The organism is Paenibacillus glacialis (assembly GCF_001637205.1).
Taxonomy (GTDB): domain Bacteria; phylum Bacillota; class Bacilli; order Paenibacillales; family Paenibacillaceae; genus Paenibacillus_AQ; species Paenibacillus_AQ glacialis.
This window is the reverse complement of the sequence record NZ_LVJH01000007.1, coordinates 162,592-186,592: the sequence shown is the minus strand read 5'-3', so window position 1 is coordinate 186,592 and position 24,001 is coordinate 162,592. Positions and strand designations below refer to the sequence as shown.

The window sequence follows — 24,001 nt, the reverse complement described above, 5'->3', positions numbered from 1 at the left end:
AGCTTATAACGTTAACACTTTAATATATTGTCACAATCTCGACTATTATAGCACATGTTAAATCACCACGCACTGTGGTTCTACTATCTTTTTCACACAAAATTCACCTATTAAACTGATTCAGCCAAAGTTTCGTTTCAGTCATACGGAAAGTTTGTTTCAAATGGTCTGGCAGTGGTGCCTCACCATTATTTCGTAACTCATGGGTTGACTCCTCGTTCCACGCTTGCCGACTTATATCCGCAGCCAACAGCAAATGACGCGTATTTACCCATTTATCCTCAGCAACAAGCCTTAACATCAGTCGATTCACATTGGACGTACTCTCAAAGCTAAAAGAAATAGCTTCTGCCATATTCTCATAAATATCTGTAATCGTACTGTCCGGTGTCACGACTTTCAAATCCAATACAAGCGTTGAATTCTTCCAATCCACTTTGCTAATAGGTAGTGTAAAAGGCCGCGAATGGAGGGTGTCTACTAAATTTTCATCGCTAAGTGTCGTACTTGGGTGAGAATCAAATACGGTTACGATTCCTTTCAATTGCGGATATGAGGTTTGGAAAGAGAATAATTTGGGAAGAAATATCACGGCCCCTATACAAAGCAACATTGTGCATCCTATAAGAATCCATCGATTCATCTATTGTGCCCCTCTCACCTTTTAAACCCTAAATAATGTTCGTCTAACCATTAGAGTCCATACCTCATTGTACAATTAAAAAAAGCAGGCTATGCCTGCTTTTTAACTCTCGCTCTCAACTTTTCCATGTTTGGTTAGAACTTCTGCCTTCCCACGGATCTTTACAGCTGATGTATGACTTGTGAATTGGGCAATAAGCACTTCACCTTTGTCCAATTTCTCGGTGTGATGGAACTTCGTATCCTGTCCACGAGTTAGCCCGATCACCTGTACACCATTCTCTTTTGCCTTTACAACGATATAGTCGTCATCTTTATTGTTCTCCATCAGTTGTATCCCTCCCATCTAAGAAATTATAGAAAAGAAAAGACCGTGAACAAACGTCACGGACCTCTTTTTTGAAAATGATACTTGTTCTATGGATTTTGTAGACATCTTATTTAATTCCGTCTTTAAGCGCTTTTCCTGGTTTGAACGCAGGAATTTTGCTAGCAGCGATTTCGATTTCTTCACCTGTTTGTGGATTACGTCCTTTACGAGCAGAACGTTCACGAACTTCAAAGTTACCAAATCCTACTAATTGCACTTTATCACCATTTTGTAGTGCCCCAGCAATTGCTTCAAATACAGCATCAACTGCTTTTGTAGCGTCCTTCTTGGACAATTCCGATGTTTCAGCTACTTGGGAAATCAGTTCCGATTTATTCATATCATTTCACCTCCTCATTCAGAAATGAGATCGAATGTTATTCTTTGTTTCCGTTTTGTCGCAAAATATACTTTAAAATAGCTTTTTACAGACATAATCGCCCATTTTAACGTAGAACAGTGAGCGCGGAACAAATTTATAGTAATACAGTGTACCTATAATATCAAGCGTTTTAGGTCTTTGAGCGGTTTAAAACGTAAAATGTGACCGCCAATGCGAGCACAAGAACCACTCCTTTAACAATATCATGTGTAAAATACTGCAAATTCATCATGGTCAAACCGTTGACAAGTACGCCTATCAAAACTGATCCTACGAATGTCCCAATGACATTAGGTTTGCCAGCACCTAACACAGAGAAACCCACAAATACGGCGGCTACAGCTTCCATTAAAAGAGGTGACCCCGCATCAATCTGTCCAGATCCTACGCGTGAAGCGAACAGAATGCCACCAATAGCTGCAAACAATCCAGAGGCCACATAAGCCAAGGTTCGAACTTTCTTCACTCTGATTCCTGATAATCGTGCTGCTTCAGCATTTCCACCCGTCACATACATTTGTCGACCATACTTCGTTCGGGTTAAGAACACATGAACAAGAATTACCGCAATCAGTAACAAAATAGCCGAAAAGGGAATGCCCAACCACTTTCCTTGACCCAAAAATAGAAAAGTAGAATCCATTTCACCAGGTGCTTTCGTTCCATTTGGAAATTCCATATGATTATAAATGTTGTAACCTTGAGTGTAGGTTTTATGTAAACCACTGACAATGTACATAACAGCCAAGGTAGCTAGCAGATCAGGGATTCTTAGCTTAACAATGAGAAGAGCATTTAGCAAGCCTATAATTACTCCTACCAATAAAGAAATAGTTATAACTACAATTACGGGTTGCTCATACCAGATCATTAGAGAGGCAGCTACCACCGTTGTAATCGATACTGTCGATCCAACAGATAGATCAAAACCATCCACAATAAGAGATAGTGTAACACCGATCGCCACAAAAGTTACAATCGTAATGGAACCAAGAATATCCGCAAAATTACTATACGTAAGGAAATAGGGCAATTTGAAGGAAAAGAATGCGATTACGCCTATAATTACCACAACTGCACCATAACGGAACGTCAAGTTCATTAATTTATCTTTCATGTTCTACCTCCCGACCCCCGCTGGCATAATATAAGAGCTGCTCAGGCGTAGCTTCACCACGCTTGAACTCTTTGGTAATTTCTCCACCACACAATACGACAATACGGTCACCAATACCTATTCCTTCTGTTAATTCACATGTGAAATAGAGAATCCCTTTTCCTTGAGAGGCTAAAGTTCCAATGATACGAAATATATCACTCTTTGCTCCGATGTCTACTCCTTTGGTAGGTTCATCAAATATAAATAATCTTGCATCACTTTCTAGCCACTTGCCAATTGCGATTTTCTGCTGATTTCCTCCACTTAAATTTTGTACGAGTTGTTTACCAGAAGAAGTTTTAATCCCGAGCTTGTCAACGATACGACTCCCAAGGGTTTGTTCTCTTTTTCTTGATATAAAACCCAGATTACTTAGCTTACTTAGGATAGGCAAGCTAAGATTATGATCAACGGATTCATGTATAAATATACCTTCTTTACGTCGTTCCTCAGGTATCGATACGATGCCCGATTGGATCGCATCAGCAGGTTCCTTCATAAATAATGGTTTTCCATGCATAAGAATCCTGCCCGCTTCCAAATCATCAGTACCTGTTAATATACGAGCTGTTTCTGTCTTTCCCGCTCCTACCAACCCAACGACAACAACAATTTCTCCACTCCTTACTTGTACATCAACGGACCGGACTTTTGTCCCCCTTCGGAGGCCAGTCGCTTCTAACATGATTTCTCCAATAGGGACTTCGACTTTTGGGAATTCCTCTGTAAATGTTCTACCTAGCATATGCTGAATAATACAATTTGTATCCGTATCTGCTGTTGAACCTGTGTACACATTCCGACCATCTCTCATCACTGTAACAAGATCACAATGTGATAGAACTTCCGACAATCGATGAGTTATAAATACACATGCTACTCCACTCGTTTTGAGAGCATGCAAGATTCGAAAGAAAGTTTCACTCTCGCTTTGACTAAGCGGTGCTGTAGGTTCGTCAAATATGATCAATTTAGCATCTTGAGCCAAAATCCGAGCTAATAGAACCATTTGCTTTTCTGCTAAACTCAGATCACTTACTCTCTGTTGTACGTCGATTTCAACACCAAGCCGCAAAAGGACTTGCTCTGACATAGCGGCCATTTGACTCGGTCTGATCCATACCTTCGATTCTGGCGAAGCTAGACGATCTAACATGACATTCTCTGCAACACTTAACTGTGGCACAAGTGCTGCGTCAACTTCCTGATATACGCAATGAATACCACTCGCCTTGGCATCAGCTGGAGAGGACCCATGATATGGAATACCATTTCCTACAATCGCTCCACCATCAGGACGATACGCCCCAGATAGTATTTTCATTAATGTACTTTTCCCTGCACCATTCGCTCCGAGAAGCGCATGAATTTGTCCACCACTTACTGTAAAGTCAACCGATTGCAAAGCAGGTACACCAGCGAAATCCTTGTTGATTCCCTTCATTTCAAGAAGAAATGGTGATACTGTCATGGTGTCACCCCTCACCCTATTCATTATTATTTTCTATACTCATTCATCCAATCTTGAAGACCTTGTTTACTACCTCCCCATTCCTTAACATACTTGGAGAGTTCCGTTGTTGAAATTTGCTCTGTTGGCAAATGTTCTCTCGATACATAGACCGGACTCAAAATAACATCATCCTCCGTCTTGTCACCATGTAATTTTTGATAAGCATATCTAACTTGGATTCGTCCAATATCTTTCGGATCTACAGCAGCAGATGCAATCCAAGGATTATTAGGATCTTGTATCATTTGTAAATCTTCATCGCTCATATCTATCCCATATACTTTGATCTCAGTACGACCTGCTTGTTGAATCGCACGTGATGCGCCTTTAGCAAATTCATCCCAAGCTGTCCATACTGCAGATATCTCACCTTTTGGATATTGCTTCAAGATCGCTTCCATCTGAGTCTGTGTATCCAGAGCCGGGTTCTGTGCATTACCAAAAGCTGCAATTTCCTTAATATCCGGATTCTCACTGATGAACTTGGCATAAGAGATTTGACGGCGTTCCATAGGTGCAAACCCAGCAACCCATACTTTAACGATGTTTCCTTTCCCTCCAATATCCTTCTTCAATTGATCTAATGTAAGCTTTGCCATTTGTTGATCGTCCTGAGAAAGTACCGTTACGCCAGCCTCCTTAACATCAGCGTCAAATACAACAACGGGTATATTTTGTGCTAATGCTTTCTTAATTCCAGCTTGGAGAATATCTGCGTCTCCATGATCTGTTAAGATCGCATCAAATTTTTGAGTGACAGCTGATTCTAGGAGAGAAGCCATTCTAGATTTATCATTATTCGCTACAAATTTGGTCAACTGTCCTCCAAACTTTTCAACCTCTTCAGTTACACCCTGTACATATTGTTGAGAAAAAGTCCCTGTATTAAATTCCATGATGAGTGCAATTCTTTTTCCATTCAAAGGCTTATCTAAGGGAGCACCTGTTGTGTCCCCTGAACTTGCTGAATTTGATCCACATGCACTAGTAAGCATTGCGAATGCGATGAGTAGTGTAATCAGTACTAATTGTTTTTTTCTCCATTTGAAAACCATGATTTATTTCCCCCTTCGAGTCTTTTGTGATATTTAATATAGATTATTTATCTAATATAAACATTAATTCCGAGTATGTAAATCGGTTTTATAAAAATAATTTAATAATATACACAAATATGAATTTTTATAAGTTAATCAATACAAAAAAAACCATAAACAGGGAGTGATCCCTGCTTACGGTTTTTCCACAAAAGGATGAATATATTAGTTAGAGAATGATGGCAATGAGCCCACCAGATCCTTCATTAATAATCCTGCCTAACGTTTCTTGAAGCTTATATCGTGCGTTGTCTGGCATCATTGCAATTTTCCCTTGAATGCCCTCACGCACAATGGAATGGAGCGAGCGACCAAAGATATCTGAATCCCAAATCTTTATCGGATCATTCTCGAAGTCTTGGATGAGGTAGCGAACAAGTTCTTCACTTTGTTTCTCCGTTCCAATGATTGGTGAGAACTCAGATTCTACATCTACACGTATCATATGGATCGAAGGTGCTGTCGCTTTCAATCGAACACCAAATCTAGATCCTTGACGGATCAATTCTGGTTCATCAAGTGTCATTTCAGCGAGTGAAGGCGCAGCAATTCCGTACCCTGTCGTCTTAACCATTTCCAATGCTTCAGCAAATCGATCATACTCACGTTTTGCATGAGAGAAATCCTGCATCAATTGTAGTAAATGATCTTTACCGCGGATCTCCACACCTACAACTTCCATCAGAATCTGATCATACATCTCATCTGGCGCGAATAAGTCAATTTCAGCAACACCCTGACCCATATTCATCCCGCTGAGGGCGGCCCTATCAATGAATTCATAATCCATAAACTGGGATACCACGCGATCCACATCGCGTAATCGACGTATATCCTTCACTGTATCGCGCACTGAGTTCTCGTAATTCGTACGTAACCAATGCTTCTCATTCAACACCATAACCCAGCTTGGAAGGTTCACATTCACTTCATGTACTGGAAATTCATAAAGAACTTCTCGTAACACACCTGTAACATCATCTTCAGTCATCGTAGCAGCACTCAAAGACATAACTGGAATGTCATATTTCGCAGCGAGTTCACTTCGTAATTGAAGTACTTCTTCGCTACGAGGACGTGTCGAGTTAATGACGAGGACAAATGGTTTGCCCACTTCTTTCAGTTCTGCTATGACTCTTTCCTCTGCTTCTACATAAGAACTTCTGGCAATTTCTGAGATAGATCCGTCGGTTGTCACGACTACACCCAATGTTGAATGCTCCTGAATAACCTTTCTTGTTCCGATCTCAGCCGCTTCCTGGAAAGGAATCGGTTCTTCGAACCAAGGCGTGGAGATCATACGTGGACCATTCTCATCTTCATAGCCTTTGGCACCCTCAACAGCATATCCCACACAATCTACAAGACGAACATTCACTTCCAAACCCTCAGCTACATTAATTTGTACCGCATTGTTTGGGACAAACTTGGGTTCTGTTGTCATGATTGTTTTTCCAGCAGCACTCTGTGGAAGTTCGTCTACTGCTCGAATTCGATCCGCTTCACTAGAGATGTTCGGAAGTACAATAGTTTCCATAAATCGTTTGATGAATGTTGATTTTCCTGTGCGAACCGCACCGACGACACCCAGGTATATATCACCACCTGTTCGCTCGGCAATATCCTTAAAAATATCTACCTTTTCCAAGAGAGATCCCCTCCTCATAATACTCCGAAGGAAAAATGCTTTTAAGAGCATCCGCTTCGTGTTCCATCTGAGGCCTCAACCATTGCAACGGATGAGCAGCCTTTCCATGTCGTTAGTAGTCCGCCGCCGGTCGTTTAAGAATTAGGTCAGAACGGCAAAGCGACGTTACTCGTTCGGGCATTTGGACTAGTATCATATTATGTACCTTAACAAAACAATATGACGGGTATTTTATAAACATGGACAACAATATTTACACTCACTTCTTCATCCCAATCAGTTATATGCGACGAATGTTCAAGTTATGACCGAACTTCATGACACGCACACAAAAAAAGACCCAACCAAATAACGGGTCGGGTCTGAACTTTAACGTTTCTCTCTATGGTAGAACCGCCACAGGCGCTCCATTATTCCATGTATAGGGTAAAGATTTGGCTGGTACATAGTACGAATTGTTCACAAGGTATCCTCTTAAATCCTCATCCGCCAGCGGCTTCTGTTCACTTTTATCAATTGCCTGCATGATATCATACGCATAATCAACATAGACCTGTCCACCACTATCCATCACAAAAGCCATGTCCTCGCCTGAATATACACTACTAAGCGTTATCGAAGGAACACCAACCTTTGAAAGATCTACACTATAAATATTAGGGTATATTTCTTTCGCTTTAGGTAGTTGATTGGCATGTCCTCGCTTATACTTATCCACAGCAAGTTGAACATCATTCACCTTCTGAACGGTTACCAGATCCATCACTTTAATGGTCGGATCAGTCTCTTCATTTTGAATAAGGAAATACCCGCTACCGCCCATTTCAAATGCAGTATTCGGAATTTCATCAATAAAGCCCATATTCTTCAATTTCACTAAGTCCACTCTGAATTTCTCATAGCGTGGGGTATCTTGACCAGCATTTATCATAGGCAACACAGCATTTTCTTTCTGAAAATCTTCCATGGCCATTTGAATCCGATTGACACTTTCTCGATATGAGACTTTCGTGGGGTTGTTCTCATCAGGATATAAACAACCTGTTGTTGCTAACATGAGTAGCGTGACCATCATTAATAAAGATACTATTTTGAACTTCATCAAGCCACATCATCCTTTGAGAGGTTATAACGAACACATTAGATTTATACAGCTATTACCACAGCTCATCATCGAAGTCTCTATTTCGTGCAGCTTCAAGTTGTTTACGGATAGCAGCCTTCAGACGATCTTCAGGAATATTCACCGCTACATCACTCTGTATCAAAGCTTGACAAGATAGACGAATTCCTTCATTCACCAAAGACCCTAACTTACGTTTCTCGACATCATGAATCGGAGATAGAGCATGTGAATCTGATCCACTAACTTCTACCTTACACATCAAACATCCTGCTTTACCTCCACATCGCGTTGGAATATATACTCCACAATTACGAGCAGCATTCAGTACACTTGTACCCTGTCTAACTTTAATATGTTTGCCTGCTGGTTTAAACGTTATGGTATGATCCACAGCGGTCACCTCCTATGCTCAATTACGATCATAAGCATTATATTGGAGTATACTTGGAAGCTCCAACAGTTCGGCGATATGCCGTATATGGTTGTCTTCCAACCTATTATTGTCTAATAATTGTACCAGTAGAGGTACATGATGTTCAGGTTTCTGTCTCATGACTGTAGCTATTGCTTCATATCTATCTGCGCGTTCTCTTAGCAAATTAAATAATAGCTCGTGACTAAGAGGCATCAGCTTCATTGGGATACCATCAAGTTCGATCTCAGGAGCATAAGGATGAAGCCTGCCTTCCACTTCAACCGTATACTGGGAGCCTTTCGCAGTGACTCTGAAATCACCAACCAGCTCTATCTGTGTATCATTTAATTGATAATGACTAAGAATGGATGAATACAGACCACTTTTATTTAACACTTGCTTATCTGTGGACCATTGTTCCATCCTCGTATGTAGCGTTTTCACTGAATTCATATCAGCATACAAATCAATATCCCGTGGAGGACTGAAGACTTCCACTCCCTGCAGTAGCAAGCTGCAGCTCCCCCCGACCAACCAGACTCGGCCAGTTGAATTCAAGCATCTAGCAGCCATTTGTAGTGCGTACTGCATTTCGGTTATGAGATGATGCATTGTTTGTCACTTCCCTTGTTCGAATACTACCTTCTATTTAGAGGTTGTTCAAAAAATCATCTTTTGATCACGAAGTATACCAAGAAGCTTATTCGACATCGAATATTGAATTCAGCCGGTCCTTCCGGTGCTCACGTAGGTACTGCCTACGCTCCACTCCTCATTCCCTTGCTTCATCCAATCTTCTCGGTGCTGAAAATCTGAATTTTTGAACACTTAATTTCAGAAATATGTTTTATTTCTCGCTGTAATCTGACCTGAATTTTTAACAATAGCTTGGCAACCCAATCGGTAACCTTCTTCAATTTCTTCAGGGTCAAGACGTGCATGTTCTGCCTTTGTTGGCTCCTCCAAGTGTTCAGCACCTTCTTCAATGATGCAACGACAGCGAGCACAAGTCCCACGCGTACACAGATGTTGCCAATCAACACCATGTTGAATAGCATGCTGAAGGAGGGATACACCCGGCTTCGATTCTACACTTTTAGTTATTTTTCTGCCAATAAGCTCCACAGATGATGATACCATCACTAAATTCACCAACCTAACCTTGTATGGTTATAAAGAGTTCTAAGTTAAATCAGAGAGACTACGCCACCCAGAAACCCGACAAGCATAAATCCAAAGGCAATAATAGACAACAATCCTCTAAGTATTCCCTTGGTTTTACTACGGGCAAACGTAATTAAAAAAACAGAAAGTCCCATCAATAATATTCCGATGAGAGATACCCACATTTTTGTCATTGGATCCATAGAATTTAAATCTCCATTCTCTCTAAGGTCATATTTCGTTATTATAACATGAAACTTGTCCCATTTCGCAAAAATAGGGCAGAACACCTTGTAGCCAGTGGCTTCAATAATGTCATGTCCCATATAAAAGTTGTTCCTATGATTTAGCTAGATAGAATGAGCTAAAGTATTCCGCTCTCGTCTTTAGTTCATTCTATCTAGATACCCTATTTCTTCATCATCATTTGCATTAAGCTTTCCATACTTTGGGTATTCATGCCACTTTTCTTAACGGCACTTACAATATCTTTTATCGTACTTTCACTAACAGGCACATTCGCCATGGCAGAGACTTGCTTGATCAATTGACGGAGCTGATCCTCATTCTGCATAGTCGTTGGTTTGACAGTACTTGCGAGTTTTTTAACTGCACTTTCAGTAATGTTTTTACCTGTTTTTTTGTTAATGGCATTCAGTGCATCCTTGGGTATATTCCTGCTCAAATGTTATCCCTCCTCCGGCAATATCCTCACAATATAATATGAGGATAGGCCGCAAAAGGTGAATGTAACTTGAACTTAGGTATGCCATTGCTCCCAAGTATCCAAGCGCATATTCTCCATTTCAGTCTTTGGATCGCGTCCCATAAGAGTCTCAACCGCAGTACGGGTGTCTCGTTCTTTGAACAGTACGTGATAGATCTGATCGGTAATAGGCATCTGTACACCATGCTTAATCGAAAGCTTGTGAGCAGCTTGCGTAGTTCGAATCCCCTCTACAACCATACCCATAGACTCTAGAACGTCATTCAGCTTCGTTCCTTTACCGATTAATGAACCTGCTCGCCAATTACGGCTGTGCTGGCTCGTAGCGGTTACAACAAGGTCACCTATGCCAGCTAATCCAGAGAATGTTAGCGGATTGGCTCCGAGTTCTACACCTATACGCGAGATTTCAGCAAGGCCTCTTGTTAATAGAGCAGCCTTCGCATTGTCCCCAAATCCTAACCCATCCGACATCCCAGCCCCAAGAGCGATAATATTTTTTAGCGCGCCAGAAAGCTCTACACCAACCATATCCCGATTCGTGTATACGCGGAAATAGGAATTCATGAATAGTTCCTGAGCAGCTTCGGCTTTTTCTTTATTAAGTGAGGCTACCACCACAGTCGTAGGACAGTGACGAATGACTTCCTCTGCATGGCTTGGGCCAGATAATACAACGATGTCGCCTTCATCACAACCTAGTTCTTCAGAGATGACTGAAGACATCCGGTGCAGAGTCTCTGTCTCAAATCCTTTGGTAGCATGAATACATATCATATCATTCTTCCAATACTTTTTAAGTTCACGAGAGACTTCCCTCATGGCAGAAGAAGGTGCGACGATGACTACTGCGCTTGAATTCTCAACAGCATCTTTCATGCTAGATGTAGCTATGATATTCGATGCTAACGTAATACCTGGTAGATAACGACTGTTCGTATGCAACTCATTGATTTCATTAACCTGTTCCAAGTTACGGCTCCATAATGAAACATCTAGGTTATTAGCCGCGAGTACACTAGCAAGTGCAGTCCCCCAGCTTCCTGCGACAAGTACGGAAACTTTGTTAGACAACGCGTTTTCCTCCTTTGCTGGATCCCCCTGAACCAATTTTATTCTCTCGGTGTTGAACCATTTTCACGATATTCGTTCTATGCCGAAAGAAGACAAATACAGCGATGATAAGACTACTCCAAAAAGTAGGCCAAGGATAGCCACCCAACAGTAACATCACCGCAGGGGTTAGTGCTACGAAAATCAAAGAACCTAACGAAACATATCTAGTTTTCACAATGGACAATATTGCTATTATTCCAGCGATTAGAGCAGGTAAGAAACTTAAAGTAACCACGACACCTATCGTTGTCGCAACGCCCTTACCTCCACGAAAATGAAAATAAAGTGGCCAGTTATGACCGATGATAGCAGCGATCCCACAAAGGGCTGGAATCCATGCTGCGTCTCCACCAAGCCATTTGCCAAGCCATACTGCAATGATCCCTTTTAGTACGTCTAAACAAAGTACAACGATTGCTGGTCCTTTGCCCAATATCCGTAATGTATTGGTTGCCCCTGCATTCCCACTACCATGTTGACGAATATCAATCCCCTTCAGCATCTTAGCCAAAAGTACACTAAAACTAATGGAACCTAGTAAGTAACTCATGATGAGTGAAATCATTTGCATTAACAAACCGTCATCACCTAGCTTTCATCTGACTTACGGCGGGTGAATATTCTTATCGGCGTTCCTTCAAAATTAAATGCACCGCGGATCTTATTCTCCAAATACCTTTCATAAGAGAAATGCATCAAATCAGGATCATTCGCAAAAATAACGAAGGTTGGTGGTTTCGTTGCAACTTGTGTTGCATAATTGATCCGTAGTCTACGTCCCTTATCTGTCGGAGGAGCATTTGAAACCACTGCATCCGATACCACATCATTCAACACATGTGTTGGCACACGTAAAGAGTGTTGTTGAGCTACATGCTGAACAACAGGTAGTAATTTTTGAAGACGCTGTTTAGTTTTTGCCGAAAGAAAGACGATTGGCGCATAAGTCATAAACAAGAAGTGATCTCTAATCTTCGTTTCGAAATTCTTCATGGTTTTATCGTCTTTTTCAACAACATCCCATTTATTTACGACAAAAACCGAAGCTTTTCCTGCTTCATATGCATAACCAGCGATATGTTTATCCTGCTCGATTATACCCTCTTCAATATTCAGAACCATAAGGACCACGTCAGCTCTTTCAATCGCTTTCATGGCTCTCATCACGCTATATTTTTCAGTGTTCTCATATACTTTTCCACGTTTACGCATACCTGCAGTGTCGATGATAACATAACGTTGTCCCTCGCGCTCAAATGGGGTATCAATCGCATCACGAGTCGTCCCTGGAACGTCACTAACAATAACTCGTTCTTCACCTAAAATAGCGTTAACTAACGATGATTTACCCACGTTCGGACGTCCGATTAAGGCTACCTTAATGACGTCGTCATCGTATTCTTCTTCTACAAGCTCAGGTAGATTGTTGACGACAGCGTCAAGTAAATCACCAATACCCGTTCCATGACTTCCTGAGATACCGATAGGGTCACCGAATCCAAGACTGTAGAATTCATACGTATCTTCGATTTTTTTGAGATTATCCACTTTATTTATAGCTAGTACGATTGGTTTACCTGAACGGAACAACATTTGAGCAACTTCCTCATCCGCTAATGTAATACCCGATTTCGCATCACACATAAACACGATAACATCTGCTTCTTCTATCGCAAGTTCAGCTTGCATACGGATCGATTTCATCATAAGATCGTCACCGTCTATTTCGATCCCTCCAGTGTCAATAACACTGAAACTTTTACCATTCCAATCTGATATACCATATATCCGATCACGTGTAATCCCTGGCTTGTCTTCTACAATTGCCAAACGATCGCCAATTAACCGGTTAAATATCGTTGATTTACCCACATTAGGTCTACCTACGATCGCAACTACGGGTCTTGCCATAAAGCACTCCTCCTGTCAATTCTTACGAATATCATCATAGCAAAAAACAACTGTTTTGGCTAACGATTTACTAACTCTTAAATTTCTTGATTTTATATGTCATAGGTTAGAGGATTGTGATCTATTACCTATTATTATGTGCATTCATAAAAAAAATATCGGCGAACCCCACGGGAGGGTTCGCCGATTTCATGGAGCATCAGATCACGATCATTTAAATTTATCGAGCTTGTCGCCGAATAGATCACCTAGTGTAAAACTTAGACCCTCATTAGAAAGTGATACGTTAGGGTTGTTGAATTCCACTTTAGGCTCTCTAGAATTTCTAGGCGCTCTTGGTTTATCAGATCTTTGTTCTTGAGCTGGAGCTTCTTCTGTTTCTTTAATACTTAAGCTAACACGTTTCTCAACTGGATTCATTTCCAGAATTTTAACTTGTACTTGTTGGCCTTCTTGCAATACTTCCTGTGGTGTAGCAATATGATTGTGTGAAATTTGGGAAATATGAACCAAACCTTCCACGCCTGGAACAAGCTCTACGAATGCTCCAAATGCTACAAGACGTTTAACTTCACCAGTTACTACGTCACCAGTATTGAACTGACTTGCTGCTGCTTCCCAAGGTCCTGGTTGTGCAGCTTTAATGCTAAGGCTGATTTTACCTTTTTCGGAATCAACTTTTAGCACTTTAACTTTAACTTGCTCACCTTCAGAAACGACATCAGAAGGTTTCTCAACACGGCTCCATGCGATCTCAGATACGTGTACAAGACCATCTACACCACCGATATCAACAAATGCTCCGAATTGAGTAAGGCGTTGAACTGTACCTTCAATCACTTGACCTTCTTTAAGGTTACCCATGATTTCAAGTTTCTTCGCTTCAAACTCACCATCAAGAACATCTTTAGCTGACAAGATCACTTTATTGTTCTCACGATCAAGTTCTTTCACTTTCACGCGCAATGTACGACCTTTGTATTCGCTGAAATCTTCAACGAAGTGGCGTTCAACCATAGAAGCAGGGATAAATCCACGTACGCCTACATCTGCTACTAGACCACCCTTAACGACATCAGAAACGATAACTTCAACGATTTCTTGGCTTTCAAAATTCTTCACCAAGACATCCCAAGCTTTCTCGATTTCTTCTGCACCACTTTTCAATATGGCTTGTTCCAATTCCTCTTGGTTTAATTCTTCTACTACTTCTTCATTCTTAATTTCTTCCGACATAACAATAGCCTCCTCAATTCAAAACCCCATTTATTTAAACCTGCTAAAGCAGTGTTCAAAACACATTATGCTGTAGTATCTTCCCATAAAGGAATCCCCTTCATGCATCGATCCTAATCCAATGAAGGCTTACCTGTCTTTTGCATTTCATAAATACGAGACATAATTCGTTCTGTAACCGCTTCAAGTTGGTCACCTGAACCTTCTCCCATAAACTCAGTTAGGTCTACAGGGGCACCATATATAACTTTCATTTTACGAAAAAGCTTATATTCACCAATGATAGCGGCAGGAATAACCGTTGCTTTTGAGCGAAGTGCGAAACTTGCAGCTCCTTTTTTGGCAACACCCGATGTAGAATTACGAGTTCCCTCTGGAAAAATCCCCATCAGTTCACCATCTCGTAAGATGTTTATGGACATACGAATCGACTCTTTACTGACTCCGCCACGTTTAACAGGAAAAGCACCTAATTGTCGAAGTAACCAGCCAAACACCGGAATGTCAAACAATTCCGCCTTAGCCATATATTTCACTTGTCGCTTCAACTTAATCCCTACCGTAATAGGGTCCATCACACTGATATGGTTCGCGCAGAGTAACACGCCACCTTCAGTAGGAACATGATCCTTACCTACGGTCTCCAAACGATAAAGAACTGAAAATATGAGACGTAATAATCCTCTGCAAAAAACATAAATCATTGAATTTTCTCTCCATCCCTCTGACTTCTGCAAAATGAAACAATAGCGGTCACTACTTGCTGAATATTCATATTCGTAGTATCGAGAATAGTAGCATCCTCTGCACAACGAAGTGGAGAAATCTCCCTTTGTTCATCCAGAGCATCTCGCTTCGCAATATCCTTCTCAAGTTGTTCCAGTGACATATCATCAGCATCACTCAGTTCACTAAATCGACGGAGTGCTCGCTCCTTAACGCTAGCTGTTAAGAAAACCTTAACCTCTGCATCAGGAAGCACTGTAGTACCGATATCTCGTCCATCCATCACGACGCCTTTACGCAAAGCCATTTGCCGCTGTAAATGTACTAAATGAGTACGCAGCCCCTCGATTTGCGCATATCGGGACACCATACTGTTTACTTGCGTAGAACGGATGTACGGCGTAACATCTTCACCATCCACATAGACCTTTTGACCATCAGATCCTGGTCTTAATTCAAGAACCATGTTAAGTGTGTGTTGAAGCACCTCGTCTTGTAACTCCGGTCCTACTCCAAGTTTCGTCATAAACCATGTGACGGCTCGATACATAGAACCCGTGTCGACATAGATATATGACAATTCGTTTGCTACTAAGCGTGCAACTGTACTCTTTCCTGCCCCAGCAGGACCATCAATTGCAATGTTAATTCTGTCGTTAAATTCTGTCTCTTGCCTAACCAATGGGGTATTCCTCCCATAACATCAACTCAAGAAAAAAGCAGGCATTGCCTGCGACGTAAGAATTATACCACACATAAGATATTCTTGCAAAAAGAACTGTCTATTTTCCATTACCAATCCTTTACATTCCGTTCAACCATAGGTATGCCATCCGTTCTATACACAAAAGACAAGTAAATTCGTAATTGCGGAATATGCAGGCAGATCTGAAAACAAACCAACATACATAATAACATCCAGAACAGAAGTTTGATACCTTTAGTACATCCTCGAAAGAAATCCTCAAAAAGCTTAACGTAGCAATCTATGTTTTCTTTATCCTCTTTCATTCTCTAATCTCCCGGAATTTTTCCGTTAGTGTACCTTATTTAGAGAAGTTGCATTCATACTCACTCCAAAATTATCGATCGCGGAAATCAAATTGTCTCTCAAAGCAATACCGAATCAATTTCTGCCGTTCCACATCTGATATTTTCATGAATTTAAGCATAGCAATGCTACGATGGTGTTCGTGGTCTTGAATACGTACAATTTCTGCATTCAGTGGAACATGCTCCACAGATCCGTTCTTATAATTGACAAGAACCCAACAAGATAACGAATCGCCTTCTTTAAGATTATATTTAGATTCTGAATAAAATGACATTCCGCCCCCACTGATATCTACACTTGTGGTAATGAATCGCGTCATATCTTTCGTTTTCACAGCAATCTCTACCTCTGCATTCACACGTAAGAACGTTCGCCGTTGAATTTTTGAAATGCTATCTGCTTCCGGCTTGCGAATTCTAAACATTCGAATGATGTCTTCCTTAAACCCTAAAACATATGTATTGAAATAATGTTTAACTCCGTGCTCATTTACATAATATACAGATAACTCATCACCTACATTCATTCTCTTCAATCGCCCTGTAGACTCCTGTATTGGAATCTCTATCAAGATAGACTGTTCTTCAAAATCTGAGATTCTAGATTTGTATTCAATGTTCGCTTCTATCTCGTTAGCTGAGTCAATATTGATAAATAATAGTTCATTTATTTTTGGATACAAGCTGTTCACCGCCATCATAGTAGTATCATCTACTTGTAATTATATCATGCCTATCGTTTTGTGAAAGTGCATTCACGAAAAAAATGGCATTCGAGTGTTTCAACATCTCGAATGCCATTTTTCAGTTCAACATTATTTAGATTTAATGGGTGTTTTTATCTCTTCTACGGTTACTTCAGAGCCATCTTCAGCACTAATGTAGATTCGATAATTAGCTCCATTTACCTTACCTCCGAACTCATAGCACAACACTTCGTTCGAGAGTTCATTTTCGATTAGAGCCTTACGACTATAGTCCTCTTTAAAGGTTTGATTCAGTTTTTTTCTAGCTTCATTCAGGCTAAGCTTCGCTTTTGGTATCGGTCTTTGAGCATGATGTTCATATACGAAATCACTAGCTTGAAATCCAGTAACCTCTCCATTATCAAGACCTACACGGATCGTCATTTTCTCTGGGTAAATGAGAACGTCGTCTTGTTTACGAACATACGTGAAATTTCCCATATTCCCATACTCATCAGCCATGACCGGAGTCATGTTACTATATCCTTTGTGTTCAAGGAATTTATCAACTTTTTCTCTGGAGCGTTCCATATCCACTTTTTTATCCCCTATGGTCCGTTCGTCCGTGTAGGAGATTAATATTCCTCCTTTTTGAGTGAAATCCATAGCAATAGCGGCAGAATCTTTGTTTTTCTTCACTTTAGCAGTAAAGGACGCCCACTCTGTTCCTTTCCCGTTCTCGGTAATTTGGACTTCTGGATTTGATCCTAAATCAGCAAATTTAATCGATTTTCGATGAATATCTTCTTGAGTTACGGGTACGCCATCTAATTTCTTCACCGCGCGTTTGTCCTTCATCGATGCTACAGAAGGACCCCAATCAAGATCTGGATATTCTCCCACAGTTTTATCTACTGTCCTAAATCCGTCAATAATACTATTCTCACCCGTGGATTGATTGGCTAACGCGGTTTCTACATCCATCCAACGTAGCCGACTATCAATAACTTTGTTTTGCACACCTTGCAAATCCTTAGCAATTTGACCTGAATCTCTATACAACACCTGCAACGTCTTAAATTCCTTATCGCTCAATGGTTCTTTATCTAGATCGCGTATCGAGGTCTGATATGCTAATTTAGATATTTTAGATAAAAACTCTTCTGTTTTGTTAAATGGTAACATCGTGAGTGGCAATTGGTTTATTTCATTCTGTGCTTCACTTGTCATACGCCATACATTAACTAATCCTTTGCGATGCATTGAACGTGAAGTCGAGTTTACGGCTAATGTATTTCCAATTTCAGCATGAAGTTTATCCATATGAAAAGATAAATCATGAAACGCACGTTGATATTGGTTCTCTGCTTTGATGAGGATAGCATTCTTCTCATGATTCTCTTGATACCCCCACACTAGAGCCCCAATCAACAATATCGTCATGACTGGAAATAGTACAGCACTTAACCTTTTATACATATGCTTCAAGTCTCCTTTCTTGTAATCCTTGCCGTTAGTGTGACAAGAAGGAAGACGTCTTATGCATGAGCTACTCTTTCTTTTAAAACTTATTGTCAATCTAAGTCCAACAGAGCCTCACAATCTGTCCTATCAAGCATAAACGGCTGTGCCGTCTTTGGCAGCATAGCGACGTTTACGTTGAAATATAAGGGTTAGAATAAGAGTAAATCATATACTTTCTTAATATTTCAGAAATAATGCTCTTCAATTTCAAAGTGCTGTTGGTTATCACACAGACATTGTTTAAAGCCTGTTTCAATTTTCCCCTGTTCTTTTTTGCCACTTAATATAAAACGTTCGCCACATTCTTGACATATAATTTTAACTTTTACACGCAAAAAAAAGACACCTCCATCTTTGAATGACGTGTAGCTCTATATATTGAACTAAAGTTTACGCTCACAAGTTCATTGATTTTATAAGAAAATCATGAATTTAAGGGTTCGTCTTTAGTTCAATCTATATATCTATCGTCATTTCATTAATCAAGTGTGTCCAACATGTTTACGTATTAACCTCTTCTTCCCGTTTCAGAAAACGAAAAGGAGAACGACTATTTGCCCTTGTTACTTTGCCCATTCCTCCGTACCATAATATAGTCATGAGTGGGATCATAAGCAATAGCCAGTAATCAGTTACGGTTGTTAATATAAGATCATATGTTCCATGAAATAATAATGGAATCAAAAGTGAATACACGAGAAATCGCTTGGTTCGAACCCCTTTAGAAAAGCGAGCACGTCCAAAATAATAGCCCATAATAACCCCGAATAAGGCATGACCCGAAACAGGAAGTAGAGCTCTTATGAACATGGTCCCAATTGATGCGTGACTGTACCATGCGTACATGACATTCTCTACGGTTGCAAAGCCAAGAGAAACGGTGACAGCATATACAATACCATCATAAGGTTCATCGAACTCCACATGGTTATAAATGATGTAATAGAGGACAATCCACTTCAACAATTCCTCAACACCAGCTGAGATAAAAAATGATTGTACAAAAGGTGAATCACCCAGCCCCAATGTCAGCCCTCTCTGTATAATCATAACAGGGATGACGATCAACAATCCAAGTAGAAATATTCGTAAAACCATATGAATAGGTTCTGCATCATATTTGTCTTTTAGATAAAAAAACGTCAATAAAGCAATTCCCGGCGCCACTGCAGACGCAATTACTGAAAATAGTAGCACCGTTTACTCCTCCGTCTCCAAATACAAATGATGTGCCGTTATTGCTGTCGAGAGAAATAATGACAAATGACTTGAATTGCGTCTACTGGGATAATGATTTTTCCATACTCTTCAAGTACAGCTTCAGTCGTTGAGATAGATTCTCCAAATTCCGCTAAAACAGCAATCAATGATGGATGTTTCGATTCGTCTAAATCTTCTGGATCCAAATACAAAATCCATTTATCTTTATAGTTATACAGCTTTCCAGCCTCTGTAATATTTCCTCGAAGTACATGAGCCGCTTCTATTAGCACCTCAAAATCATTAAAGGCATATACAATGGAATCACTTTGTTCAAGCGTGACTTCCATCTCATAAACTTCCTCTGGAATTTCATCTTCGCCCATACTGGCGTATTGATGTTGATCGTATTTCCCTCTTGTCACGATGACGACCATACCTTGAGCAGGTAAGGCAAACACTTCGACAGCCAAAGGTCCTGTTGCATCGAATCCAACTTCATTATAGGCTTGATCCATCATGTCAGTGAACAGGTCATGCACCTTTGGTATTTCTTGCCACATGTCTTCCTTTTGGATGCCACGCTCGCTTAAATCATCAAACGTAAGGAAAATCCGTATCTTATCTGGACTTAAACGTTCTATTTTCATGACAGGATCCTCCTTTGCAAGCAATGAGATATTACAAGTTATGATGTCTCATTTTAAATGTGCTAAAAATGGTTCTTATGTAAGTATCGTATCATTTTCTATTCATAAATGCACGTAATAATAAAGACAAAAAAAGAATCATTCAATCAGACAAACTTGCCTGATCAATGATTCTAAGGTAGGCATTTGAGTTTACAAACCAGGTATAACCGTATTTGTTTCTTTCAGAATCATATCCACTTCATATTTGACATCTGGATTTTGTTTAATGAAATCCTTTACCATCTTCATACTTGATTCCTTCGAATGGGTCTGTGTCTGAGAACCGGAAGTTGCAGGTGATTCATGTGTCGAATTGTGTGTGGAGCTACTCGTGGGACTTATATTATCCCCAACAAGGTTCATTCCGAGTGTTGCGAAATCCATCATTTTACCTTTAGCTATGTCTGCGATCTGACCTACAGAACCATTTTGGCTGTTTTTGGACATCATATTGGTAGCTGCTGCGCCAATAACGATTCCGGTTAAAAGTGACGAAATATTCACATGTAAAACCTCCTTATGTGATAGAATCATCGCTAGTATTTGCATTAATTTAAGGACTCATACGGTTAATTACAGGAAAGTGAGATGGAATGATGACAAAACAAACAACAGTACTATTCCTGATTTGCGCTTTTTTGCTTAGTTCCTGCGGAAATTCGACAACAGGGAGCTCCAATTCTTCTGTGACCACAAATCAATTACAGCAATCTAAAGAAGAAATCATCGATCCAAATACCGAGGTAAGTAATCCAACCAACGTGCCAACGAAAGAACCGGTAGTAACAGAACAAGACCCAGCAACGACTAAACCTGAGACGGCTGAAGAGGCTACAATTGAATTGAAATACCACATGAACAAAAATTATGACATTATTCCTAATGATGAAGGAACACCTAAAAAGGTCGTTCTGCTTACCTTCGACGATGGACCTAAAGAAGCAGATATGATCAATCGCATGATCGACACGTTAGACAAGCATCATGCGAAAGCGATTTTCTTCGTCAATGGCTACAAAGTAAAAGAAAATCCGGATCTCCTCAAGCTCATACATGATCGCGAGCAAATCATTGGCAATCATAGTTGGGATCATATCGTATTGAAGTCGAAGTCAGAAACAGAAGTAAAAAAACAAATTGAAGACGTTCAAAAGGCAGTTAAAGATATTACCGGACAAGCACCTGTATTCTTTCGTCCGCCTCATGGTGCAGGTGGTGATGTAGGTAAGAAAGTTGCCAAAGACAATGGCATGTTATATATGACTTGGTCAAATGGATCATTGGACTGGGAAATGAAAGCATCCGATGCCAATAAAACGACAGCTCTCATTAAGAACGTGACGGATCAACTTCATTCGGGAAGCAACATTCTTATGCACGAATTACCTTGGACAGTTGAAGCTTTGGAAGCTTTATTAACCGAACTTGAAGGCAGAGGTTATACTTTCGTAGATCCACGAAGTATTGAGTTGGAGATGAGGTAGGAGTGGCTCCTCACCATAATTAGTTGAATAAAAAAATTCTGTAGGATGCCGCTACGATGATGGATTGTCCTTCCGCCCGCTATTCCAATCTGATTTCTTGATTATATACCACTAAAGCGGTGGAAATCAGATTGCAAATGCGTACGCTAGCGCTTCTTCAGGACAATTCCGTCATCTTCGCTACTTCGAAGATAAACGAAATATTTTTCTAAGATACTGATTATGATGTGGAACCATAATGGGCAGTAAAATAAAAGGAATTACCCCACAAAGGCTCTGTCAATACACCTTTGTAGGGTAATTCCTTTTTTAAGTGATGGTTATATCATCCTTTATCCATTCACCTTGCTCGCTCGTAACGTAATAAGATGCATTTCTGCAGGACAACGTAATCTCAGCGGAAGATGCCGATATCCAAATCCTCGACTGACAAGCATTGTAGCCGTTTTCACTAATGCATGCGGCTGTTTCCATTGAAACAAACCACATGCGATATTGTGATATTCCTTATCTAATTGAATAAGTCCAAAGAACGGAAGGTCGATCTGACCTCCATGCGTATGCCCAGCTAGGGTAAGGTCTGCGGGTTTAATGGAATATCGATTAATCCAAGCCGGATCATGAACCAATACAATGCGACACATCTCCATTTCACTTGACGGAAGCTTCGGTAACATCGGGTACGAACGTTTGCGATATGGAGGGTAATCCATTCCCGTCAACCACACATGATCTCCATTTTTGTTCAATCTAACATTACTGTTCATTAACAATTCAACATCAGATTGTTCAAGAATGTTATCTAGAGATACCGTCTTAGCTTCGTAGTCATGATTCCCATGCACTGCAAACACAGGGGCTATATTCTTTAGAATCCTCATATTTCTCTCTACACGGCTAAACGGAACATTCTTCTCCATAATATCTCCGGCAAGAAACACCCAGTCCACCTGTCCTTTTAGAGACATTAATAAATGTTTAGGTAACTTCCTCCGATGAATATCAGTGATCAATAGAATACGACTTCCATCAAAAGAGATAGGAAGTCTATCCAGTTCAATTTCTATCGGACTCACTTTATTACGTAATGCCTCATGGATCATCTTACCTATTAGAGAAATTCCTGCTACAGCAACACAGCCTGAAGCCAAGATCACCGCAGTCATCACCAAATCTCCTTCAATGGCGGTGCACCGATTAGCCCCCACCACACTAATGCCACAGTCAGAATTACGAATAGAGAGATTAATGTATTCAGAAAAATTTTGCTAACTTTAATATTATAGCTTGAATAAGTATCCGTGCGGGAAGGGACTAGTTCGCTCCCGCTATCCGTTTCATTGTCAGATATACTCGATCTTCTTAAGGGCTCGTTCTTACCAGAAAGTTCTTTCTGTTCATATGTTTTTGAAGCCTTATCTATTCTTAATCCTCTACGTAAAGGCTTCTTCTCCTTAAGCCGACGCTTCTTCTGAGATTCTACCCTGCTTAATCCACTACTCATGTTTCCCTCCGAAATCGAATCACTAATCCAGATATCAAATCTATAACGAAATGGCAGACAATTGGAGCCCATAACGATCCCGTTTGGATGTAAATAAACCCCAGTCCGTAACTACTGAGAAAAACCCATCCCGTAGGAATCCAATGTTTCAAATAGCGAATATGAATTAGTGCAAATATAATACTTGTCCAATAAGGACCTATAGCATACTGAATTGCTCCGCGAAATAATAACTCTTCACAAATAGCTACCAAAGCAGCTATACAAACGATGTGCCATACTGGACGATCACTAAATAACATGTGATTTATTCCACCGTCATCCATGACATCTTCTGGCATAATTCTGGATACAAGGAAGTCAATAATAAGCATGACTCCAGCCAATCCAAGACCCCATGCCACAAAATTGACATTTTGATGTAAAGAAAAGAGTTCGATTGGACTTCTCTTCTGAAAATAAATCCATAATATGCCGATAAGTACAGTAAGACCTTGTGTAAAATATAAATTGATTAGAAGTAGCCGAGGCGTTAATTGGTCTGCAGACACTTGTTTAAGTCTTAATTTCGGAACTTTAAATTTAATTTTTTTCATTAAGTGTCCTGCCTGTTCTTAATTTAGTTT

The 24,001-nt window shown here is 40.3% G+C and carries 29 protein-coding genes and 1 pseudogene; 1 reads left to right on the top strand and 29 read right to left on the bottom strand.

What is annotated here, in order from left to right; translation table 11 throughout:
- Positions 1-103: 103 nt before the first annotated feature.
- From PGLA_RS06305 to PGLA_RS06185, 26 genes and pseudogenes are all read right to left on the bottom strand, one after another.
- Complete coding sequence (locus PGLA_RS06305) at positions 104-643, bottom strand: hypothetical protein (protein ID WP_068530391.1); 540 nt, start codon at positions 641-643, stop codon at positions 104-106.
- A 102-nt stretch (positions 644-745) separates the two neighbouring features.
- Positions 746-970, bottom strand: coding sequence for a trp RNA-binding attenuation protein MtrB (gene mtrB / locus PGLA_RS06300; RefSeq protein ID WP_068530390.1), 225 nt, complete (start codon positions 968-970; stop codon positions 746-748).
- 109 nt (positions 971-1,079) lie between these two features.
- Entirely contained in the window at positions 1,080-1,352 is a 273-nt protein-coding gene (locus tag PGLA_RS06295; RefSeq protein WP_068530386.1) for an HU family DNA-binding protein, read from the bottom strand.
- A gap of 172 nt (positions 1,353-1,524) precedes the next feature.
- Positions 1,525-2,511 carry an ABC transporter permease gene (locus PGLA_RS06290; RefSeq protein WP_068530383.1) on the bottom strand — a complete coding sequence of 329 codons (987 nt, stop codon included), beginning with the start codon at positions 2,509-2,511 and terminating at the stop codon, positions 1,525-1,527.
- Complete coding sequence (locus PGLA_RS06285; RefSeq protein WP_068530381.1) at positions 2,501-4,024, bottom strand: sugar ABC transporter ATP-binding protein; 1,524 nt, start codon at positions 4,022-4,024, stop codon at positions 2,501-2,503. Before PGLA_RS06285 ends, PGLA_RS06290 begins: the two co-directional genes overlap by 11 nt.
- A 26-nt stretch (positions 4,025-4,050) precedes the next feature.
- On the bottom strand, positions 4,051-5,121 hold the full coding sequence (locus tag PGLA_RS06280; RefSeq protein WP_068530378.1) for a sugar ABC transporter substrate-binding protein: 1,071 nt from the start codon (positions 5,119-5,121) through the stop codon (positions 4,051-4,053).
- 211 nt (positions 5,122-5,332) lie between these two features.
- The gene (gene spoIVA / locus PGLA_RS06275) at positions 5,333-6,811 is read right to left on the bottom strand and encodes a stage IV sporulation protein A (RefSeq protein WP_068530375.1); all 1,479 of its coding nucleotides are present in this window, start codon (positions 6,809-6,811) and stop codon (positions 5,333-5,335) included.
- 382 nt (positions 6,812-7,193) lie between these two features.
- Complete coding sequence (locus PGLA_RS06270; protein ID WP_068530372.1) at positions 7,194-7,913, bottom strand: hypothetical protein; 720 nt, start codon at positions 7,911-7,913, stop codon at positions 7,194-7,196.
- Between the two features lie 55 nt (positions 7,914-7,968).
- Positions 7,969-8,328, bottom strand: a complete 360-nt coding sequence (locus PGLA_RS06265) for a 2Fe-2S iron-sulfur cluster-binding protein (protein WP_068530369.1) — start codon at positions 8,326-8,328, stop codon at positions 7,969-7,971.
- A gap of 18 nt (positions 8,329-8,346) precedes the next feature.
- On the bottom strand, positions 8,347-8,943 hold the full coding sequence (locus PGLA_RS06260) for a nucleotidyltransferase family protein (RefSeq protein ID WP_211269505.1): 597 nt from the start codon (positions 8,941-8,943) through the stop codon (positions 8,347-8,349).
- Positions 8,944-9,186: 243 nt separating this feature from the next.
- Positions 9,187-9,492 (bottom strand): 2Fe-2S iron-sulfur cluster-binding protein, encoded by a 306-nt coding sequence (locus tag PGLA_RS06255; protein ID WP_068530362.1) that lies wholly within the window; start codon positions 9,490-9,492, stop codon positions 9,187-9,189.
- Positions 9,493-9,539: 47 nt separating this feature from the next.
- Positions 9,540-9,842: a DUF2768 domain-containing protein gene (locus PGLA_RS29675; RefSeq protein WP_425415344.1), complete on the bottom strand. Its 303-nt coding sequence runs from the start codon at positions 9,840-9,842 to the stop codon at positions 9,540-9,542.
- A gap of 83 nt (positions 9,843-9,925) precedes the next feature.
- Positions 9,926-10,201, bottom strand: coding sequence for a stage VI sporulation protein F (locus tag PGLA_RS06245; RefSeq protein WP_068530360.1), 276 nt, complete (start codon positions 10,199-10,201; stop codon positions 9,926-9,928).
- A 75-nt stretch (positions 10,202-10,276) separates the two neighbouring features.
- On the bottom strand, positions 10,277-11,317 hold the full coding sequence (locus PGLA_RS06240) for an NAD(P)H-dependent glycerol-3-phosphate dehydrogenase (RefSeq protein ID WP_068530358.1): 1,041 nt from the start codon (positions 11,315-11,317) through the stop codon (positions 10,277-10,279).
- The gene (gene plsY, locus PGLA_RS06235) at positions 11,310-11,936 is read right to left on the bottom strand and encodes a glycerol-3-phosphate 1-O-acyltransferase PlsY (protein ID WP_068530355.1); all 627 of its coding nucleotides are present in this window, start codon (positions 11,934-11,936) and stop codon (positions 11,310-11,312) included. The genes PGLA_RS06240 and plsY overlap by 8 nt, the downstream gene beginning before the upstream one ends.
- Before the next feature lie 11 nt (positions 11,937-11,947).
- Entirely contained in the window at positions 11,948-13,270 is a 1,323-nt protein-coding gene (gene der / locus PGLA_RS06230; RefSeq protein WP_068530351.1) for a ribosome biogenesis GTPase Der, read from the bottom strand.
- 210 nt (positions 13,271-13,480) lie between these two features.
- Positions 13,481-14,518: pseudogene (rpsA, locus tag PGLA_RS06225) on the bottom strand (30S ribosomal protein S1); the annotation flags it as partial.
- Positions 14,519-14,619: 101 nt separating this feature from the next.
- Positions 14,620-15,210: a lysophospholipid acyltransferase family protein gene (locus PGLA_RS06220; protein ID WP_068530348.1), complete on the bottom strand. Its 591-nt coding sequence runs from the start codon at positions 15,208-15,210 to the stop codon at positions 14,620-14,622.
- Positions 15,207-15,914, bottom strand: coding sequence for a (d)CMP kinase (gene cmk, locus PGLA_RS06215; protein ID WP_068530345.1), 708 nt, complete (start codon positions 15,912-15,914; stop codon positions 15,207-15,209). Before cmk ends, PGLA_RS06220 begins: the two co-directional genes overlap by 4 nt.
- 110 nt (positions 15,915-16,024) lie before the next feature.
- On the bottom strand, positions 16,025-16,243 hold the full coding sequence (locus PGLA_RS06210; protein WP_068530342.1) for a hypothetical protein: 219 nt from the start codon (positions 16,241-16,243) through the stop codon (positions 16,025-16,027).
- Between the two features lie 71 nt (positions 16,244-16,314).
- Complete coding sequence (locus tag PGLA_RS06205) at positions 16,315-16,986, bottom strand: flagellar brake protein (protein ID WP_245699736.1); 672 nt, start codon at positions 16,984-16,986, stop codon at positions 16,315-16,317.
- 114 nt (positions 16,987-17,100) lie between these two features.
- Positions 17,101-18,450: a germination protein YpeB gene (gene ypeB / locus PGLA_RS06200; RefSeq protein ID WP_068530338.1), complete on the bottom strand. Its 1,350-nt coding sequence runs from the start codon at positions 18,448-18,450 to the stop codon at positions 17,101-17,103.
- Between the two features lie 230 nt (positions 18,451-18,680).
- Positions 18,681-18,830, bottom strand: a complete 150-nt coding sequence (locus PGLA_RS28330) for a hypothetical protein (RefSeq protein ID WP_169810186.1) — start codon at positions 18,828-18,830, stop codon at positions 18,681-18,683.
- Positions 18,831-18,996: 166 nt separating this feature from the next.
- Positions 18,997-19,692 (bottom strand): glutamic-type intramembrane protease PrsW, encoded by a 696-nt coding sequence (gene prsW, locus PGLA_RS06195; protein ID WP_068530335.1) that lies wholly within the window; start codon positions 19,690-19,692, stop codon positions 18,997-18,999.
- Between the two features lie 38 nt (positions 19,693-19,730).
- Entirely contained in the window at positions 19,731-20,345 is a 615-nt protein-coding gene (locus tag PGLA_RS06190; protein ID WP_068530332.1) for a genetic competence negative regulator, read from the bottom strand.
- Positions 20,346-20,537: 192 nt separating this feature from the next.
- Entirely contained in the window at positions 20,538-20,891 is a 354-nt protein-coding gene (locus PGLA_RS06185; RefSeq protein ID WP_145939494.1) for a hypothetical protein, read from the bottom strand.
- 92 nt (positions 20,892-20,983) lie between these two features.
- Between PGLA_RS06185 and PGLA_RS06180 the strand changes: the two genes are divergently transcribed.
- A complete protein-coding gene (locus tag PGLA_RS06180) occupies positions 20,984-21,871 on the top strand; it encodes a polysaccharide deacetylase family protein (protein WP_425415356.1) in 888 nt (295 codons plus the stop codon).
- A 332-nt stretch (positions 21,872-22,203) separates the two neighbouring features.
- On the opposite strand, the gene PGLA_RS06175 is transcribed toward PGLA_RS06180, so the two are convergent.
- Genes PGLA_RS06175 through PGLA_RS06165 form a run of 3 tightly spaced genes read right to left on the bottom strand, consistent with a single transcriptional unit; the run spans position 22,204 to position 23,971 of the window.
- Complete coding sequence (locus tag PGLA_RS06175) at positions 22,204-23,037, bottom strand: metallophosphoesterase (protein WP_068530326.1); 834 nt, start codon at positions 23,035-23,037, stop codon at positions 22,204-22,206.
- Positions 23,037-23,375, bottom strand: coding sequence for a hypothetical protein (locus PGLA_RS06170; RefSeq protein WP_068530323.1), 339 nt, complete (start codon positions 23,373-23,375; stop codon positions 23,037-23,039). Before PGLA_RS06170 ends, PGLA_RS06175 begins: the two co-directional genes overlap by 1 nt.
- On the bottom strand, positions 23,372-23,971 hold the full coding sequence (locus tag PGLA_RS06165) for a CPBP family intramembrane glutamic endopeptidase (protein ID WP_068530319.1): 600 nt from the start codon (positions 23,969-23,971) through the stop codon (positions 23,372-23,374). The genes PGLA_RS06170 and PGLA_RS06165 overlap by 4 nt, the downstream gene beginning before the upstream one ends.
- Between the last annotated feature and the right edge of the window lie 30 nt (positions 23,972-24,001).

Coding starts and splice junctions, on each gene's coding strand:
- PGLA_RS06175 (WP_068530326.1), bottom strand. CDS start 23,037: ATGACTGCGGTGATCTTGGCTTCAGGCTGTGTTGCTGTAGCAGGAATT.
- der (WP_068530351.1), bottom strand. CDS start 13,270: ATGGCAAGACCCGTAGTTGCGATCGTAGGTAGACCTAATGTGGGTAAA.
- PGLA_RS06255 (WP_068530362.1), bottom strand. CDS start 9,492: ATGGTATCATCATCTGTGGAGCTTATTGGCAGAAAAATAACTAAAAGT.
- PGLA_RS06210 (WP_068530342.1), bottom strand. CDS start 16,243: ATGAAAGAGGATAAAGAAAACATAGATTGCTACGTTAAGCTTTTTGAG.
- PGLA_RS29675 (WP_425415344.1), bottom strand. CDS start 9,842: ATGGGACATGACATTATTGAAGCCACTGGCTACAAGGTGTTCTGCCCT.
- mtrB (WP_068530390.1), bottom strand. CDS start 970: ATGGAGAACAATAAAGATGACGACTATATCGTTGTAAAGGCAAAAGAG.
- PGLA_RS06180 (WP_425415356.1), top strand. CDS start 20,984: ATGACAAAACAAACAACAGTACTATTCCTGATTTGCGCTTTTTTGCTT.
- PGLA_RS06170 (WP_068530323.1), bottom strand. CDS start 23,375: ATGAGTAGTGGATTAAGCAGGGTAGAATCTCAGAAGAAGCGTCGGCTT.
- PGLA_RS06290 (WP_068530383.1), bottom strand. CDS start 2,511: ATGAAAGATAAATTAATGAACTTGACGTTCCGTTATGGTGCAGTTGTG.
- PGLA_RS06190 (WP_068530332.1), bottom strand. CDS start 20,345: ATGAAAATAGAACGTTTAAGTCCAGATAAGATACGGATTTTCCTTACG.
- PGLA_RS06280 (WP_068530378.1), bottom strand. CDS start 5,121: ATGGTTTTCAAATGGAGAAAAAAACAATTAGTACTGATTACACTACTC.
- PGLA_RS06165 (WP_068530319.1), bottom strand. CDS start 23,971: ATGAAAAAAATTAAATTTAAAGTTCCGAAATTAAGACTTAAACAAGTG.
- PGLA_RS06295 (WP_068530386.1), bottom strand. CDS start 1,352: ATGAATAAATCGGAACTGATTTCCCAAGTAGCTGAAACATCGGAATTG.
- PGLA_RS06205 (WP_245699736.1), bottom strand. CDS start 16,986: ATGATGGCGGTGAACAGCTTGTATCCAAAAATAAATGAACTATTATTT.
- PGLA_RS06305 (WP_068530391.1), bottom strand. CDS start 643: ATGAATCGATGGATTCTTATAGGATGCACAATGTTGCTTTGTATAGGG.
- PGLA_RS06260 (WP_211269505.1), bottom strand. CDS start 8,943: ATGCAGTACGCACTACAAATGGCTGCTAGATGCTTGAATTCAACTGGC.
- PGLA_RS06285 (WP_068530381.1), bottom strand. CDS start 4,024: ATGACAGTATCACCATTTCTTCTTGAAATGAAGGGAATCAACAAGGAT.
- PGLA_RS06270 (WP_068530372.1), bottom strand. CDS start 7,913: ATGAAGTTCAAAATAGTATCTTTATTAATGATGGTCACGCTACTCATG.
- PGLA_RS06220 (WP_068530348.1), bottom strand. CDS start 15,210: ATGATTTATGTTTTTTGCAGAGGATTATTACGTCTCATATTTTCAGTT.
- ypeB (WP_068530338.1), bottom strand. CDS start 18,450: ATGTATAAAAGGTTAAGTGCTGTACTATTTCCAGTCATGACGATATTG.